This window comes from Agrobacterium deltaense RV3 (assembly GCF_900013505.1).
Taxonomy (GTDB): Bacteria; Pseudomonadota; Alphaproteobacteria; order Rhizobiales; family Rhizobiaceae; genus Agrobacterium; species Agrobacterium leguminum.
Genome location: NZ_LT009746.1, coordinates 859,137 through 874,079, shown reverse-complemented (window position 1 = coordinate 874,079; position 14,943 = coordinate 859,137). Strand labels below are relative to the sequence as shown.

Below are 14,943 nucleotides of genomic sequence, written 5' to 3'. Positions count from 1 at the left end.
CCGCATTGAAAAACCGGAGGCAACCATGCTGAGCTTCATCCGAAAACGTTCCGTTGCAAGCCTGATCTCCCTGATCGGCCTCATCGTCATGGTTTTTTTCCTGTCGCGCCTGACGGGGGACCCGGCCGCACTGTTTCTGCCGGTGGAGGCTTCGGAAGAGTTGAAGCAGCAGTTCCGGGCGTTGCACGGGCTGAATGATCCGCTGATGGTGCAGTTTTTGCGTTATGCGGGCGATGTAATGACTGGGGATCTCGGAGAATCGCTCAGAAAAGCCCGCCCAGCGCTGGATGTGGTGCTGGAGGCTTTCGTCTGGACGCTGTGGCTCGCGGTCATCACCATGTCGCTCGTTACCACCGCCGCCATCGTCATCGGTTCGCTTGCGGCTTTCCGATCCGGCGGCTTCTTCGACCGCATGGCCTCGAGCATCTCGCTCATCGGTGCATCCGTGCCGGATTTCTGGCTGGCGATTGTCGCTATCGTCGTATTCTCGGTCAATCTCGCCTGGCTGCCCACGTCGGGAACGGGCTCCGTGCTGCACTGGATATTGCCGATTGCGGTCCTGTTTGTGCGCCCCTTCGGCATTATCGTGCAGGTAGTGCGCGGCTCGATGATCGGCGCTTTGTCCTCGGCCTATGTCAAAACGGCGCGCGCCAAGGGCGTGAAATCGGGTCCGATCATCTTCATTCACGCTTTGCGAAACGCCATGCTGCCGGTCATCACCGTCATTGGCGACCAGGCAGCAAGCCTTCTCAATGGTGCTGTCATCGTCGAAACCATTTTCGGTTTTCCCGGTGTCGGCAAGCTGATGATCGATTCCATTCTGCAGCGCGATTTCAACGTCGTGCTCGCTGCCATTCTCGTGACCGCGCTGGCGATCTTCCTGATGAATCTTCTGATCGATATCGCCTATGCGCTCCTCGATCCGCGTATCCGGCACTGAGGAGTCCGTTCAGCCATGAGCCTTTCCAGCGCCGACACCGAAATCATCGCCGAGCCGTCCTTCGCAAGACGCATGCTGCGCATGTTGTGGGCGGATAAATTCGCGCTCTGCGCCGCGATCTTCCTCATCATCGTCGTTATCCTCGCTTTTGTCGGCCCTGCCTGGCTTGGCGATCTGGCGACGAAACAGAACCTGCGCGGGCGCAACCTCGCCCCGTTCGACTGGCAGCGCGAGTGGTATTTCTGGCTGGGAGCGGATGCGCTCGGCCGTTCGCTTCTCGCACGCATTGTCGCCGCCACGCAAAACACGATGATGATCGCCGCCGGCGCGGTGCTTCTTTCTGCCATCACCGGCACCGTGCTCGGGTTGATCGCCGGTTTTTCCTCCAACCGTGTCGGCCAGATCATCATGCGGCTTGCGGATGTGATCATGTCGTTCCCGTCGCTCTTGATCGCGGTCATCGTGCTTTATCTGCTCGGCTCCTCCATCCTCAACCTGATGCTGGTTCTGGCGATCACCCGCATTCCCGTTTACATCCGCACCACGCGGGCAGAGGTGCTGGAGGTGCGCGAGCGCATGTTCGTGCAGGCAGCAAGGGTCATGGGCGCATCGGGCAAACGCATCCTGTTCCGCCACATCCTGCCCGTGGTGCTGCCGACGCTGACGACGCTCGCCACGCTCGATTTCGCCTATGTGATGCTGGCGGAAAGCGCGCTGTCTTTCCTCGGCATCGGCATTCAGCCGCCGGAAATCACCTGGGGCCTGATGATTTCGCAGGGGCGGCAATATCTCACCAATGCCTGGTGGCTGTCCTTCTGGCCGGGACTTGCCATCATCCTTACCACCCTGTCGCTCAACCTGCTTTCCAACTGGCTGCGCATCGCGCTTGATCCCGTGCAGCGCTGGCGGCTGGAAATGAAAGGCAGCAAGCATGGCTGACCATCTTCTCGACGTGCGCAACCTTTCCGTGGAGTTCCACACCGCAAGCGGTGTCGTCCATGCGGTAAAGGATGTCTCCTACCATCTCGACCGTGGCGAAACGCTGGCCATCCTCGGCGAAAGCGGCTCGGGCAAGTCGGTATCGTCCTCGGCCATCATGAACCTCATCGACATGCCGCCCGGACATATCAGCACCGGTCAGATATTGCTTGACGGTCAGGACCTACTGACCATGCCGGCCGAAGCGCGCCGCGAGATCAACGGCCGGCGTATCGCCATGATCTTTCAGGACCCGCTCAGCCATCTCAATCCGGTCTATACCGTCGGCTGGCAGATCCGTGAGGCGATGACCACCCACGGCATGGACAAGGCAAAGGCCGAAGCGGAGGCGAGGCGGCTTGTCGCCCGCGTCGGCATTCCCGACCCGGACGGGGCCTTGAAGAAATATCCGCATGAATTTTCGGGTGGCCAGCGCCAGCGCGTCATGATCGCCATGGCGCTGGCTCTTCGGCCCGATCTCCTGATCGCGGATGAACCGACCACCGCGCTTGATGTGACGGTGCAGGCCGAGGTGCTTTCGCTGCTCAAGGAATTGCAGCGGGAAACCGGCATGGCCGTGCTCATCATCACCCACGATCTCGGCGTCGTCGCCGAAATCGCCGACCGGGTGGTGGTGATGGAAAAGGGCGTTCTGGTCGAGGCCGGCACGGTGCGCGAGGTTTATCGCAATCCGCAGCATCCCTATACCCGCAAGCTCATCAGTGCAGCACCGGGCAGGGGCGACATGCATGAGCCGCAGGCGGCGGGCGAAGCGCTGCTCAGCGTGCGTGATGTGCGCAAGCGTTACGGCGCCTTCGAGGCGCTGAAGGGCATTTCCTTCGACCTCATGGAAGGCGAAACCATCGCGGTCGTCGGCGAAAGCGGTTCCGGCAAATCGACGCTGGCGCGTATTCTTTTGCGGCTAGACGAGCCGGATGCGGGCACCGCCTTGTGGAAGGGTCGCGACCTCTTCAAGCTTCCGCCTGCCGAACTCTTCGCGCTCCGGCGCGATTTGCAGATGGTGTTTCAGGATCCCACCCAGTCGCTCAATCCGCGCATGACGGTGTTTCAGCTGATTTCCGAGGCCTGGGTCATCCATCCTGAGATCTTGCCCAGAGCAAGATGGCGTGAGCGGGTTGCCGAATTGCTGCATCAGGTGGGTCTCTCGCCGGAACATATGCGCCGTTATCCGCATCAGTTCTCCGGCGGTCAACGGCAGAGGATCGCGATTGCCCGCGCATTGGCGCTGGAACCGAAGCTCATCATCTGCGACGAGGCGGTCTCGGCGCTCGATGTTTCGGTTCAGGCGCAGGTTATTGCACTGCTGGACAAGCTGCGCCGCGAAATGGGCCTCTCCTTCATCTTCATCGCGCATGATTTGCCGGTGGTTCGGGATTTTGCCGATCACGTCATGGTCATGCAGCGGGGAGAGGTGGTGGAGTTCGGCACGGTCCGCCAGGTTTTCGAAGCGCCGCGCGAGGCCTATACCCGTGCCCTTTTATCCGCGAGCCTCGATCCCGACCCCGATATGCAATCTCAGCGTCATCCGGCCGGTGCCGGTGACGCCATCGGAAATTCAAGCGGAGTTCTTTCATGAGCAAGCAAGCTTTCGTCGCGCTCGTCACCTGTTTCAACGAGGACGAAACCATCAACTATGAGGCAACCCGTGCGCAGGTGCGCCGCCAGGTGGCGGCCGGCAACAACATCATGTGTGCCGGCACAAATGGCGATTTTACCGCGCTGACGCATGCGGAAAAAATCCGGCTGACGGAAGAGGTGGTGGACGAAGTTGCCGGCCGTGCCAAGGTGATCGTGAATGCGGGTATGCCCGCCACATTCGAAACCCTGCAACTTGCCAAAGCCTTCGACCGCATCGGCGTCGACGGTATCGCCGTCATCACGCCATTCTTCATCGCCTGCACGCAGGATGGCTTGATCCGCCATTTCTCGACGGTGGCTGACGCCGTTGAAACGCCGGTCTATCTCTATGACATTCCCGCCCGCACCCAGAACCACATAGAGCCGGAAACCGCCCGCAAACTCGCCACCCATGGCAATATCGCCGGCATCAAGGATTCCGGCGGCGCTCAGCAGACGCTCGAAGCCTATCTTCAGGTGGCAAAGGAGATGCCCGGCTTCGAGGTCTATTCCGGCCCGGATCACCTCGTTCTCTGGTCGTTGCAGAACGGTGCGGCAGGCTGCATTTCCGGCCTCGGCAACGCGCTGCCGGATGTACTTGCCGGCATTCTCAATGCTTTCAACGCCGGTGATATCACCGAGGCCGTACGCCAGCAGGCAATCTACGCCGACTTCCGCACCGATCTCTACGCCCTCGGCTTCGCACCGGCCATGGTTAAACGCTCACTTTATCTCCAGGACCCATCCGTCGGCGCCAGCCGTCAACCGGCCCTTCTGCCGGATAAAGAGCAGGATGAAAAAATCCTGGAAATCTTGCGGCGTTATCAACGGATCTGACGCTGCTATCGAATGTGACGCGCACCCTGCGGGTCGTGCGCGTTCCTTTAAAAATATCTGCGAAAACGGCCAGAAGCCGATGCATTTCCCCAGCCTCACCCATGACGAATAATTTGTGACACAAACACGAAATTCCCCTTGTCAGCCCGGTCATTGATGTTTAAGAGGAGCGCGCAACGCAAGCGTTCGCGCATGCGGAGAGGTGGCAGAGTGGTCGAATGCACCGCACTCGAAATGCGGCATACCTGCAAGGGTATCGTGGGTTCGAATCCCACCCTCTCCGCCATGAAATCCCACTAGCGTGTTGTTTTTACATAACTTTATCGTCTAACGATTTACTTTTGGTACAATTATTGGTACAAAAAGTGGATGAACAAGGCTCGTCTCCCCGGCTTCGAAGCTCGATATTTGTATCTCCGTGGTGACGGCAATTTCGTCTATCGACGTCCTATCCCCGAACAGCTCCGGTTGCTCGCCGGGCGAAAGTCCGAATTCAAGGAATCGCTGAGGACCCGCGATCCGGTCAAGGCGACCGTCCGATACGGTGAGCTTCACAGCAAATACGAAAATATTCTGGAGCAGTTGAGAAACGGCATCCCCTTGTCGAGCCGGAAAATACCGTCGCTGGCCGAGCTGAAGGATAAGGCAAAGGAATTCAACCTCCCTTACAAGTCGGCTGATGACCTGATGGAAAAAGCTGACATGCGATCGATGATGACACGTCTCGCAAAATGGGAAACCCTTGGCCGACCGACAGGCGTGGAAATGAGTGCACTGTTCGGGTCGCTGCCGGATCTTGTGACCATTCAGAACGTCCTCGAATTCTACGAGGAACATACCCGAGTGGACATGATCGGAAAAACCAAGCGGGAGGCCAGCAAAAGCCAAAGCCCGGTCAAGGCTGCCGTCAAGCGGTTCCGGGATTTTGTCGGCTCTGACATCCCCCTTGAGGAAATCAAACGTTCGACCGCAAACGAATACAAGTCGCATCTGATCGGGATTGTTGAAAAAAGTAAGCTCACCGCCGAAAGTGCCAACAAGACGATCATGCACCTTCGCAAAATCATCACCTTTTATATCGAGAACATGGACCTCGAAATGAGCAATCCCTTCACTGGTATTCGGCTGAAGGGAAAGAAGAACTCGCGTCCTGTCTTTTCGCTGGAGTTCATCAAGCAGAACTGGCTGCGAGGTGATCCATTCGCGACGTTGAATGACGAAGCCAGAGGTGCACTCTTCGCCATGATCGATACCGGTTGCGGGCCGAAGGAAATTATCGGTCTGGACGCGACAGAAATCCGGCTAGATGCCGAAATTCCTCATATCGTCGTTCAGGCCAACAAGTACCGACAACTCAAAACCGATCATCGTGGCCGAACTATTCCCCTCATCGGCCACGCCCTCAAAGCGTTTCAGGCGAACCCGGAGGGCTTTCCGGCATATAGGAGACCAACAGGGGCCGACGCCCTGTCAGCCGTGTTGATGAAGCACTTGAAGACGAACAAGCTTCTCGAAACTGAAGATCACTCGGTTTACAGCCTCCGGCACATGTTCAAGGACCGAATGAGAAAGCACAAGATTCCTGAGGAACTGCAAAACTTCCTGATGGGTCACAAGAACCCGATGATCGGTGCGAGTTACGGTGCGGGATACGGGCTCGCCAGCACCCTTGAATACCTCAAAAATCTCGAATCCGACTGGAAATAACGGTTTACTTTTTTCAATAAATACAATATATTCAATCTGATGCTTAGGCATGACTGCCGTTATTTTAGAGAGTCTATACGGCTAGACAAAATCCTTAAAAATGAAATCAGATTTGGATGAGGATGAGCTCGAGTGGCTCACCCAAAGGTTGTGTTCGTTAGGAAATACGGCCCATAAAAATTCAGACCCGAATATTGTTCGTTTGGTCAACTTTTATTGGAAAAAGGCCCAGGAATTAAGGGAAAACACCCGGCCTTTATGGCTTGAGGCGGCCTGATCTCCCCCCTTTAAAATAACACGATAGACGGCACACGTTATGCGTGCAAAGGTAGTGTTTGGGTGACTTTGCCCTCGACTGCCTGTCTTATTGTGGCTATGAGATGGACTCGAGCGATGAGCCGAGCGGGTCCAATTGTTTATTATATTCTAAATATAGAATAACTTATAGGATATATTATAAAATCATATGGATAACTCTTCTAAATATAGTCTAGACTCTTCTTTCTCCCTCTTTATAGAACAAGTATTTAATGAGAAATACATGTTTGACCTTCAGGTCAAACATGTATGCCGTAAGGCATCCTTAAGTCATTTTTATAATCACCTATTCTTTATTACAGTCCATTTTAAACCCGATATCTGCAAGATCGCCAACGAAAAATCTCCTGTTCAAACCAAGGCGATTTTCGATGCCTATAGAAAATGGCACCTGAACGTCAGCAAGAAGCTGCTGGGTCCGAAATTCAACAAGAAACCTCTGCTACAGCCGTTCAGCATGGCCTTCCTTGATGTCGAAGGAAGTCGCTACAAGATGGCTCCAAAGGTGTTTCAGATACCGCATATCCATGCCTTGCTTCTCGTTCATCCTGACACTCAGGCGGAGTTTGAGAAGCTGAGGAAAAGCGGGGTTCTGAAAGAAGCCAACGACAGTCGCATTACCGGCATCGATATAATCAAGTTTGAGCCGCAACTAGGCTCTGTCACGCCGCTGATGACCTACGCTTCAAAATATCCCTGCCAGACGCTCAGAGAGGCGAGGATCGATAAGACGTTTTGGTCGTATCCTGATTTGGATGCGACGTCTTATCCATTCTACGGAGGCGATTGGCTACTCAACCGGTAACCAATCCATTGAGAATGCTTCTGGAAATTTAAAAGTTTATCTAAACCACCTTCTGCAATTCAAATTCTAGTCGATTGCGGATTGCACGTCTTAAGCCGGAAAGTTGGCGCGGAATTGGAGAACCTAGGTTTCCCATAACGCGCGAAGCTCTCTTCGCATACGTTGTGAAAGTCCAAAGACGATAATCCATGGCCTTAGAGCGGAAGTCTTTAACAGGGCCAAATGTTTGGATGAGCTTCTCCATATCTGTTAATTTTAAGATCTCATCAACCGACTTTCCCTTGTAACGTTTGACAAGTCGGATTGCCGTTGCATGGCATACAGACGCGATCTTCCGATGAAGATTGCTCATTGTCTTATCGCGTATGAAGACGCTTTTACCATCGTATCTAAAACCCAGATATTCAAACGGCTTATTTAAAGCAGTTCTTCCATCCTTGTCTGATGCCTTGATAACCGAGGCGACTTGAATTCCTGCGGTGCGCTCGAATTTGTGAATCGCGGATTTCTCTTCTTTGATCAAAAGGCCCCCTCCATATTTGCCGACAGCTGTTCGGATTTCCTGCTCAAGGCTGATAGCGTCGGTCTCAGAGATTGGTGCGACGATGAGTATATCGTCTGAATACCGAAAATACGATCCACCTTTTTCGTTGCAGATATTCTGAACATATTTATCGAATTCAAATAGGTACAGGTTTGCAAGTAGATCTGAGAGCGGCGCACCTTGTGGGACGCCCCTGCCAGTTTTATTTACCTCGATAATCGACGGTAGTGTGCCTTTTCCGGCAATTTTTTCACGAAACGTCTTTCCATCACAAAGCTGAACCGGAATTTCCTTTTTAGGTTTTAGATATCCCAATCGCACTTTACCGTATCGATCCGTTTTCTCACCGTAATAACCGAGCCGTTCATACGCCGATTTCACGTTGACGAAGGCATATTTGGTAATCGCCCGGAAGACAGTGAAATGATCTTGCGGTAAGCGTGATTCACCAATTAGTTCTTTCCAGACCTCCCTCAGTCGGTCGTGATCCAAAGACTCAAAAAAGCTGCTTATGTCCAACGCCACCGTGCAGCAGTTTCCGAACGATCGGATGCTTTGTACCGCGGTCAGAGCAAATTCGATATTACTCTGTCCACCACTCCCGCTGGATTTCAAAATGCGCCTGTATGCAATAACCGAACTGCCTAACCCCTCGGCCGCTAAGCGCTCTTCATAAAGTTTGCTGAGAACGCTTCGGTAATAAGAGAATATACAGCTGTCTAATCGAGCGGCGAATCTAATCGGACGGTCTTTACGTTTTCCGTGTTCACCTTTGCGGGCATAGGCTGTCCAACCCTCGTCATATTTCAAAAAGGGATAAAACTTGTGGGAGCTTACCTGCCTCGGGTCTAATGCTACCGCTTCCGCTTCCGCGGCGGAGATTACCGGATCAAAATGAGGATAACGCCGAATAGAGGCAGTCCACGATTTCACAAAACGACCTTCTGGGCGAGAGGGGGCAAGAGAACCGTGTGCTTCCGGTTAACCTCCTGCCCCCGACTGTTTAATGCGGGTCTATATCACCCTTTGGCACATATAATCGAGATTATGGACTATAGTAGCTGCGTGAAGATATTCTCTTCATGCGCCTTGATTGTCCAGTTTCGTGCGGAGGTCCGAATGGACATCTTTACAATACTGCTGGCAACCTTCGGGCTTGACAGCTTCAAGCTATTCTCCGCACCCCCAAGTTTCCCATCGTGAACGGATGGAAGCAATATCTGTTGCCATCCTCTTTATTTCAAGTGAGCGACTAAAAATTCTTCAGACTGTGGAAAACTTTGATTATACTTGATGTTTAAAGTCAATTTTCGGAAATTTCGGTCGAACCCCAATACGCGCTCTGATTTCGTTTTTCCGATTCGACTGTAAATTACCGCTTTTAAATAGCAAAATTCTACCTATATTTTCATCCTATGACGCACTCAACCTAAGGCGCGTCACTGTGGTCGGTGGCTTTCAAAGGAATGTAAATGTCTCTTGATAGTATTCATCTGCGAAAATTGCTTATGCTGATGTTCCTGTCCGATAAAAAGAGACAGAGCGCGCTTCGTAACGATATTCGCGATGAGATTGCAAAGGAATCAGGACGGGCATCTAATGGAGGTGATTTTTACGCTCCGTTTTGGGCCGATGCACGATCTCACATTTTTGGGTCGAGCGAATTGGATGTAACGGTCAAGGATCGCATAGAAGTCAACAAGCGCCGCCAAAATCTGTATCCGCAGCTAAAAGAGGGTTTTTTGCGCTGGTGGACGGAGAGGAGACGTTGGACAAATGAGCCTTTTCAGCCAGGACGACAACTCCGGGCACATTATGATTTCGTCGAACTGAGATCGACGGTTAAGATCGACAGCATTATTTCAGTTCGTGATGCCCAAGGGGTTGAACACTTTATATATCCATATTTTGCAAAAGACCCAATTCTAGGCAAGGAGGCTGCTCGCCTCGGTTTATGGCTGTTAACAACCGCCTTGAACGAGGTGCCATCCGACGAAATCCGAATTCTCGATGTCATAAGGGGTCAGACGTATTCTATTGACCGAAACCCGCTAATTGGAACCGAGAGACACGAATTTTTAGAACGCTACGGTAGCTTAATAAATGAGCGTGCTGTCCTGAAAGAGGAATACGAATAATCAATAGGAAGCTGCCGGCAATTCACGTTGCCTCAAGTTGAGGATCGCACCATGACTGCTTTTTGCAGCGTAAGGTGTTTTGATAAAGTCGTGAAACACTATAGATAATTCGGTTTCACAATTTAGCCATTTTCATATCCTGCGGCACCAAATAGTCAACCCCTGATTGGGTATTTCGAAACACCTCTTATAAGAAGTGTTTCGATCATCGAAGTGCGGCTTTCGACCTCTTCTTCGGCAACTATTTCGGATTTTGCTCGCTCCAAGCATTCCTGAAACAAAATTATCTATTCGGTTTCAAAGGTGATGCTTTGAAGCAGGATTGGATGATGAACGAAAATAATATTGATCGAACAATATCAACAATCCTCCGAGTGCATTTTCCGTTGTCGTTCTTTTCGAGCGTGAAGAGTATCTAATTTAATTATCGAAATCAGATATTTACACGATATCTCGTCTTGATAAAGTGTTTCAAGACGTAAAGGAATACCTCAGCAATGATCAATGATTGCAATGGAAAACGACTTTATCTCACCTCGTCAGAGCGGCAGGCTTTCTTGAAAGCCGCCATCAAACGACCGGGAGCGATCCGTTCTTTTTGCGAAACACTGCACTTCACTGGATGCCGTATTTCCGAAGCTCTAAACCTGACCGTTGACCGGATCGATCTGGAAAACGAGACGATCATTTTCGAAACCTTGAAAAAACGACGCTCCGGCGTGTTTCGAGCTGTGCCGGTCCCCTCACAACTGCTGAATACACTTGAGCTTGTCCATCAAGTTCGTCGGCCGGGAAAGCTGGACCGTCGCCTGTGGCCGTGGTCGAGAGCGACAGGGTGGAGATACGTCAAATCGGTGATGACAGACGCCGGAATAGCATCTGGCCCGCAATCGTCTCCCAAAGGTCTGAGACACGGTTATGGCGTGAATGCCATCTCTTCCGGTGTTCCCTTGAACATGCTGTCAAAATGGATGGGCCACTCTGCGATTGAGATCACGTCAATCTATGCCAACGCCGTGGGCAGTGAACAAAAGCAGATCTCGGAAAGAATGTGGATCAACTCCTAGCGATCCTGTCGGTGCGTTCGCGTCGCAAAATTTGAAGCCAGAAACAGCACTTGGAATGAGCAATGCTGAAAAGAACGAAATACATTTACCCCTTTCTCGCCGCAATTGCCTTGTCCGGCTGCGATCAGAACGTAACAGCCACGCTATACACTAGCGACATTCAGGGAATGATTGAGACGCACGGAAAAAGCGTTCCGGTCGATATCACAATCGAAGTCCTCGAGTCCGGGATTGATAAGCAGTGCGCGAAGCCGGAAGGCAAAATGATCGTTGATGCCGTCGCATCGGTATTCGACGGCGCGAGCCTGATCGGATGTGAGGATATTTCCGGAAGCATCAATGACAGGATGCTGATCAAGGCAAGAACGGTCCTTGATGCCCCTGCCTCACCTGAGGTCGAGCCGGGGAAGTTCCTGCTGCATTTCAGTGCATTTAAAGAAGACAAATCAAACTTCATCGTCGCACGCTTCAACGCCGAAGCCTATTCAACGCTTCAGCAGCAGCTTCAAAAAATGAACAGGATGGCGCGGCCTAAATTCGAGGACGCGTCCATGACGATAACAATCGAAAACGATACGCGTGAACCTGTAGCGATTTACACCAGTACAGGTCTGTTCGTTGACGGTGCACCTGCCGATCAAAACGTGGAAGCGAAGCTTGCTCCCCGACAAAAAATGACCGTCAAGCTGGGTGACGTCAAACAATCGTTTCTAGGCAAAAACGGCTGGGCCGGTATCGCCAACATCGGCCATCGCCCTTCTTCAAACTAACTTGTCAGGATTTCAGACAATGCAAAAAGCAGGCGGAATTATCGCACTGATCGCAGGTATTTTCGGCATTCTTGCCGCAGCGATAACATTGTTCGTCGGTGGTATCGGGGCTGGACTGGAAGCCGACGGTGCATCTACCGTCGTCGGCCTCGGATGGGGCGGTATCCTCTTCTCGTTCCTCACGATTATCTTTGGCGCCGTTGCCATGGGAGCGACGAGCAAAACTCCCGGTGCCCTGCTTATCGTCAGTGCAATCCTTGGAGCGGTTCTGGGCGGAACCCTAGTCGCCATTTTCATGGCCCTCGCTTTAATCGGCGGTATCCTTGCTGTCTTTGGTGCAAAGAAAGCCACTGTCGCAGAAGCAAAATGAAGCTCTTCTGGAAATCACTGTTCTGGATTGTGATCGTTGGCCTTGGCTTGCCGGTTTTTGGAAGCCTTTTGGGTCTCATCCTTTCGTCATTCATCGGCGTTCAAGGTTCGGGCAACCCCGGTAAGGAGGTTTTGGATGACGCCCCGGTCAGCACCGCACCGCCTAACGATCTGGTAAATGCACTGTCATTCTTTTCAGGACTTACCGATGTCCAGAAGAGCGAGATCAAAGATTCCTACCGCGGCAAGCTCGTGGAATGGAAGCTGCCGGTCTGGGATGTTTCGCAGAGAAACGATGAATTTGTGATCCAGACTTCTCGTCAGGGCAAGATTGCGACGTTCTGTAAGATTCGACCGTCTGACGACAACGAGGCAAAAAAGATCAGGCAACTTGCCGCCGGCCACTTCGTCACCTGCAAAGGCGTCGTCAGTGGCTACACGTTAGGAAACGTGAATATCTCTCCCGCCAAACTGGCCGATTGATGGGCAGCATCTTCATCCATAATTCCAAAGAAAACGAACCCGTTTAGGAGAGGCATCGATGAAAAAAGCCACCGTTTATGCAGCCATTGTTCTTGGCTCGATAGCCACCTCAGTCAACGCGGCAGCGATTGAGCCTACGGTCTATGTTTGCTCTCCGACCGACGACGGCGAGGCAGAACTGGACAACATCGTTGAAATTGCCACCACGGCCGCACAGCAGAAAAAACTCTATTCGACGGCCAAGAAGGGGGTTCAAGAGGGATTTTACACGGACTGTCATCATGAGGGCGGTGCCAAGGGATATCCGGAGGTCAAGTCCGTTCAGGCCTGTAAGAAGCACGCCGATGAATGGTATGGTCAGACCGGAGGGGCATTGGTGATTATTTCCTGCGTTGCAAAATAGAAAACATTGCCTTCGCTTTCTCAATCAATCTGAATGAGACTGTTCACGAACGCTGCCGTCATTGCAGCATTTGGCCTGCTCTAGCTCGAGCGGCGATATCTGCCCCCACACCGTCCAAACCGGGGAATAAGTTTCGTCTATCGTAGCCCAAGCCAAGAAGCGTTTGGTGAATGTGACGTTTGAGGCGGTAAGGAATAACGATCTTCGCAAAGCCGCGTTCGATTCCATTCGACGTGGTGATTTGATTCCCCATATCCGGCCTCTCATTGAGGGGAACAAACGGCTGGTTTGAATCTCCATAAGGGTGAAATGTAAACATAGACTTTTGGGCAGGGATACGCCGGTCAATCGCGGGCGGCGTTAAAGCGATCGCTTGGTGTCCACCTAAGCTCCTCACTTGTTCCGGCAGGTAACGAGCATCGGGTAAAATCATGTATATCGCTGCGTCGGTCTCGATATGCCAATTCTCTGATGCAAAGAAAGCGGCGACCAAGGGATCTCGCGTCCAATCAAGCAAACGTGTCGGCACGCCGAAATGCTGAGCTAAAATTCGATCATTGGAATAGCTTCGAGCGATAGGCGGGAGATAGGGAAGCCCTTCATTAAAAAATCGCTCGACAGCTTGGACCTCAAAAAAGTCGTAGGCCTTCTCTAGGGTCTCAGCACCTATCCCTATATCCTGTATTCGGTATAGGGAGGGGACTAAGCCCCACTCTGCATTTGATTGCCCTCGAAATAAATGCCTATATTTGCCCGGCTCAGCCTCAATTAAGGAGAAAAGTGAAGCAAGGGAGGATTGGTTAAGCTCAACAGTCTTCAAATTCGATTCCTCAGTCTAGCTGCTAGTCATCGCGGTTTGACCATCCGATCAACTCTTCGGTCACGATCACAGGTCGGGACTGATATAGTTTCGAAATAGTCTCCAGCCGCTCTATGACTTTGGTGTCAATGTCCGCCTCCACACCGAAATTCAGTTTAAGCCGCTCCTTCGTCTCCTCCCAGACCTTCAAAGCATGACCTGCTAAGTCGTCTGTAGTTGAAATCAGGAAGGGGTCCCGGATGTCGTCGGGAATCTCACGAAACTGTGCCCAACGGCTATTAAAGCCTTCAATGTCGTGAATGGGACTTCCGAATTCCTCGTCGATTTTTTTCCGTGCAGCATTTTTTCCTTTGTTAGTTGCTTCTCTGATTTGCTTGATTTCCGGCATGCACATGTCGAAGAGAAAGTAATCATCCATAACTTTCTTCACGCCGGTGAAGTCGATCTTCTGACCAAGCACATTGTGCTGAGTTACAAGATCGTTATAGAGTTGCCAGTGGCTGGCCCAATCTACTTTGCTGCCCCAGCGCCCTGATGTCACCTTCCCGAGAATTACTTCTCTAGTGTATATGGAAACGACATCACGTAAGCGTTCAATGAGGTCGGCAGCCTCTTTTTGCTTGTCTTCCCAAAGCTCGGCTTCAAATCCCAGCCCTTTGAAACGTTTGAACCGGGAGACGTTCGCATAGAGGAAACTGAGAAAGCCCAAGCCGAACACAGCTGCGGCTTCGGTTACCTTCTGAAGATAGAGCATATAAAAGCAGATGCAGAGAAACGCTAAGCCTACAATTACAAAAAGAACACGCTCCCAATTGGCGGAGAACCACTTCCTAAATGAACCACCGTTTTCCATGACCCCTCCACACTTTCTCTGATGTAATCATGCGGTGGTGGTTTGGCAACTAACCCTTTTCGCGGACGTTAAGACGTCTGTTTTCGTAAAAGGGTTCTGGTGTACTCCGACCAATTTGGTACATTTTTTGGTACATTTTTTCTTTAGGTATTCAGAATAAATTAAATAATTACAAAGGCTTATGTGATTTTTCAATCAATTGCGACTTCCACCCTCTCCGCCATAATTTGCCTTGGGTGACAAGGTTTCTCTCTCAATGTTAGATTAGTTGTA

At 51.8% G+C, this 14,943-nt stretch carries 15 protein-coding genes and 1 tRNA gene; 13 read left to right on the top strand and 3 right to left on the bottom strand.

Annotated features, from left to right (window positions below):
• Positions 1–25: 25 nt before the first annotated feature.
• The 7 genes from AGR7B_RS18385 to AGR7B_RS18355 all read left to right on the top strand — a co-directional run bounded on the left by AGR7B_RS18385 (position 26) and on the right by AGR7B_RS18355 (position 7,223).
• The gene (locus tag AGR7B_RS18385) at positions 26–940 is read left to right on the top strand and encodes an ABC transporter permease (protein WP_035262398.1); all 915 of its coding nucleotides are present in this window, start codon (positions 26–28) and stop codon (positions 938–940) included.
• Positions 941–955: 15 nt separating this feature from the next.
• Positions 956–1,879, top strand: coding sequence for an ABC transporter permease (locus tag AGR7B_RS18380; protein WP_065656588.1), 924 nt, complete (start codon positions 956–958; stop codon positions 1,877–1,879).
• On the top strand, positions 1,872–3,515 hold the full coding sequence (locus AGR7B_RS18375; RefSeq protein ID WP_080857527.1) for an ABC transporter ATP-binding protein: 1,644 nt from the start codon (positions 1,872–1,874) through the stop codon (positions 3,513–3,515). Before AGR7B_RS18380 ends, AGR7B_RS18375 begins: the two co-directional genes overlap by 8 nt.
• A complete protein-coding gene (locus AGR7B_RS18370) occupies positions 3,512–4,393 on the top strand; it encodes a dihydrodipicolinate synthase family protein (RefSeq protein WP_078052110.1) in 882 nt (293 codons plus the stop codon). Before AGR7B_RS18375 ends, AGR7B_RS18370 begins: the two co-directional genes overlap by 4 nt.
• Before the next feature lie 196 nt (positions 4,394–4,589).
• Positions 4,590–4,679: transfer RNA gene (locus AGR7B_RS18365), tRNA-Ser, on the top strand.
• An 83-nt stretch (positions 4,680–4,762) separates the two neighbouring features.
• Positions 4,763–6,100 carry a DUF6538 domain-containing protein gene (locus AGR7B_RS18360; RefSeq protein ID WP_143240705.1) on the top strand — a complete coding sequence of 446 codons (1,338 nt, stop codon included), beginning with the start codon at positions 4,763–4,765 and terminating at the stop codon, positions 6,098–6,100.
• A 541-nt stretch (positions 6,101–6,641) separates the two neighbouring features.
• Positions 6,642–7,223: a hypothetical protein gene (locus AGR7B_RS18355; RefSeq protein ID WP_078052108.1), complete on the top strand. Its 582-nt coding sequence runs from the start codon at positions 6,642–6,644 to the stop codon at positions 7,221–7,223.
• 40 nt (positions 7,224–7,263) lie between these two features.
• On the opposite strand, the gene AGR7B_RS18350 is transcribed toward AGR7B_RS18355, so the two are convergent.
• Positions 7,264–8,700 carry a reverse transcriptase domain-containing protein gene (locus tag AGR7B_RS18350; RefSeq protein ID WP_078052107.1) on the bottom strand — a complete coding sequence of 479 codons (1,437 nt, stop codon included), beginning with the start codon at positions 8,698–8,700 and terminating at the stop codon, positions 7,264–7,266.
• Between the two features lie 539 nt (positions 8,701–9,239).
• Between AGR7B_RS18350 and AGR7B_RS18340 the strand changes: the two genes are divergently transcribed.
• The 6 genes from AGR7B_RS18340 (at position 9,240) to AGR7B_RS18315 (ending at position 12,997) form a co-directional block, all read left to right on the top strand.
• Complete coding sequence (locus tag AGR7B_RS18340) at positions 9,240–9,905, top strand: hypothetical protein (protein WP_078052105.1); 666 nt, start codon at positions 9,240–9,242, stop codon at positions 9,903–9,905.
• 497 nt (positions 9,906–10,402) lie between these two features.
• Entirely contained in the window at positions 10,403–10,972 is a 570-nt protein-coding gene (locus AGR7B_RS18335; protein WP_078052104.1) for a tyrosine-type recombinase/integrase, read from the top strand.
• Positions 10,973–11,034: 62 nt separating this feature from the next.
• Complete coding sequence (locus AGR7B_RS18330) at positions 11,035–11,742, top strand: DUF7424 family protein (protein ID WP_078052103.1); 708 nt, start codon at positions 11,035–11,037, stop codon at positions 11,740–11,742.
• A 19-nt stretch (positions 11,743–11,761) separates the two neighbouring features.
• Positions 11,762–12,112, top strand: a complete 351-nt coding sequence (locus AGR7B_RS18325) for a hypothetical protein (protein ID WP_078052102.1) — start codon at positions 11,762–11,764, stop codon at positions 12,110–12,112.
• Entirely contained in the window at positions 12,109–12,594 is a 486-nt protein-coding gene (locus AGR7B_RS18320) for a hypothetical protein (RefSeq protein ID WP_080857526.1), read from the top strand. Before AGR7B_RS18325 ends, AGR7B_RS18320 begins: the two co-directional genes overlap by 4 nt.
• A 58-nt stretch (positions 12,595–12,652) precedes the next feature.
• Entirely contained in the window at positions 12,653–12,997 is a 345-nt protein-coding gene (locus AGR7B_RS18315) for a hypothetical protein (protein WP_080857525.1), read from the top strand.
• 58 nt (positions 12,998–13,055) lie between these two features.
• On the opposite strand, the gene AGR7B_RS18310 is transcribed toward AGR7B_RS18315, so the two are convergent.
• Together AGR7B_RS18310 and AGR7B_RS18305 are read right to left on the bottom strand one after the other, a co-directional pair.
• Complete coding sequence (locus tag AGR7B_RS18310) at positions 13,056–13,817, bottom strand: FRG domain-containing protein (protein WP_080857524.1); 762 nt, start codon at positions 13,815–13,817, stop codon at positions 13,056–13,058.
• 22 nt (positions 13,818–13,839) lie between these two features.
• Positions 13,840–14,670, bottom strand: coding sequence for a hypothetical protein (locus tag AGR7B_RS18305; protein WP_080857523.1), 831 nt, complete (start codon positions 14,668–14,670; stop codon positions 13,840–13,842).
• Between the last annotated feature and the right edge of the window lie 273 nt (positions 14,671–14,943).

Bases quoted from the DNA above. Each gene is read 5' to 3' on its own strand.
- AGR7B_RS18385 (WP_035262398.1), top strand. From the start codon at position 26: ATGCTGAGCTTCATCCGAAAACGTTCCGTTGCAAGCCTGATCTCCCTG.
- AGR7B_RS18380 (WP_065656588.1), top strand. From the start codon at position 956: ATGAGCCTTTCCAGCGCCGACACCGAAATCATCGCCGAGCCGTCCTTC.
- AGR7B_RS18375 (WP_080857527.1), top strand. From the start codon at position 1,872: ATGGCTGACCATCTTCTCGACGTGCGCAACCTTTCCGTGGAGTTCCAC.
- AGR7B_RS18370 (WP_078052110.1), top strand. From the start codon at position 3,512: ATGAGCAAGCAAGCTTTCGTCGCGCTCGTCACCTGTTTCAACGAGGAC.
- AGR7B_RS18360 (WP_143240705.1), top strand. From the start codon at position 4,763: ATGAACAAGGCTCGTCTCCCCGGCTTCGAAGCTCGATATTTGTATCTC.
- AGR7B_RS18355 (WP_078052108.1), top strand. From the start codon at position 6,642: ATGTTTGACCTTCAGGTCAAACATGTATGCCGTAAGGCATCCTTAAGT.
- AGR7B_RS18340 (WP_078052105.1), top strand. From the start codon at position 9,240: ATGTCTCTTGATAGTATTCATCTGCGAAAATTGCTTATGCTGATGTTC.
- AGR7B_RS18335 (WP_078052104.1), top strand. From the start codon at position 10,403: ATGATCAATGATTGCAATGGAAAACGACTTTATCTCACCTCGTCAGAG.
- AGR7B_RS18330 (WP_078052103.1), top strand. From the start codon at position 11,035: ATGCTGAAAAGAACGAAATACATTTACCCCTTTCTCGCCGCAATTGCC.
- AGR7B_RS18325 (WP_078052102.1), top strand. From the start codon at position 11,762: ATGCAAAAAGCAGGCGGAATTATCGCACTGATCGCAGGTATTTTCGGC.
- AGR7B_RS18320 (WP_080857526.1), top strand. From the start codon at position 12,109: ATGAAGCTCTTCTGGAAATCACTGTTCTGGATTGTGATCGTTGGCCTT.
- AGR7B_RS18315 (WP_080857525.1), top strand. From the start codon at position 12,653: ATGAAAAAAGCCACCGTTTATGCAGCCATTGTTCTTGGCTCGATAGCC.
- AGR7B_RS18305 (WP_080857523.1), bottom strand. From the start codon at position 14,670: ATGGAAAACGGTGGTTCATTTAGGAAGTGGTTCTCCGCCAATTGGGAG.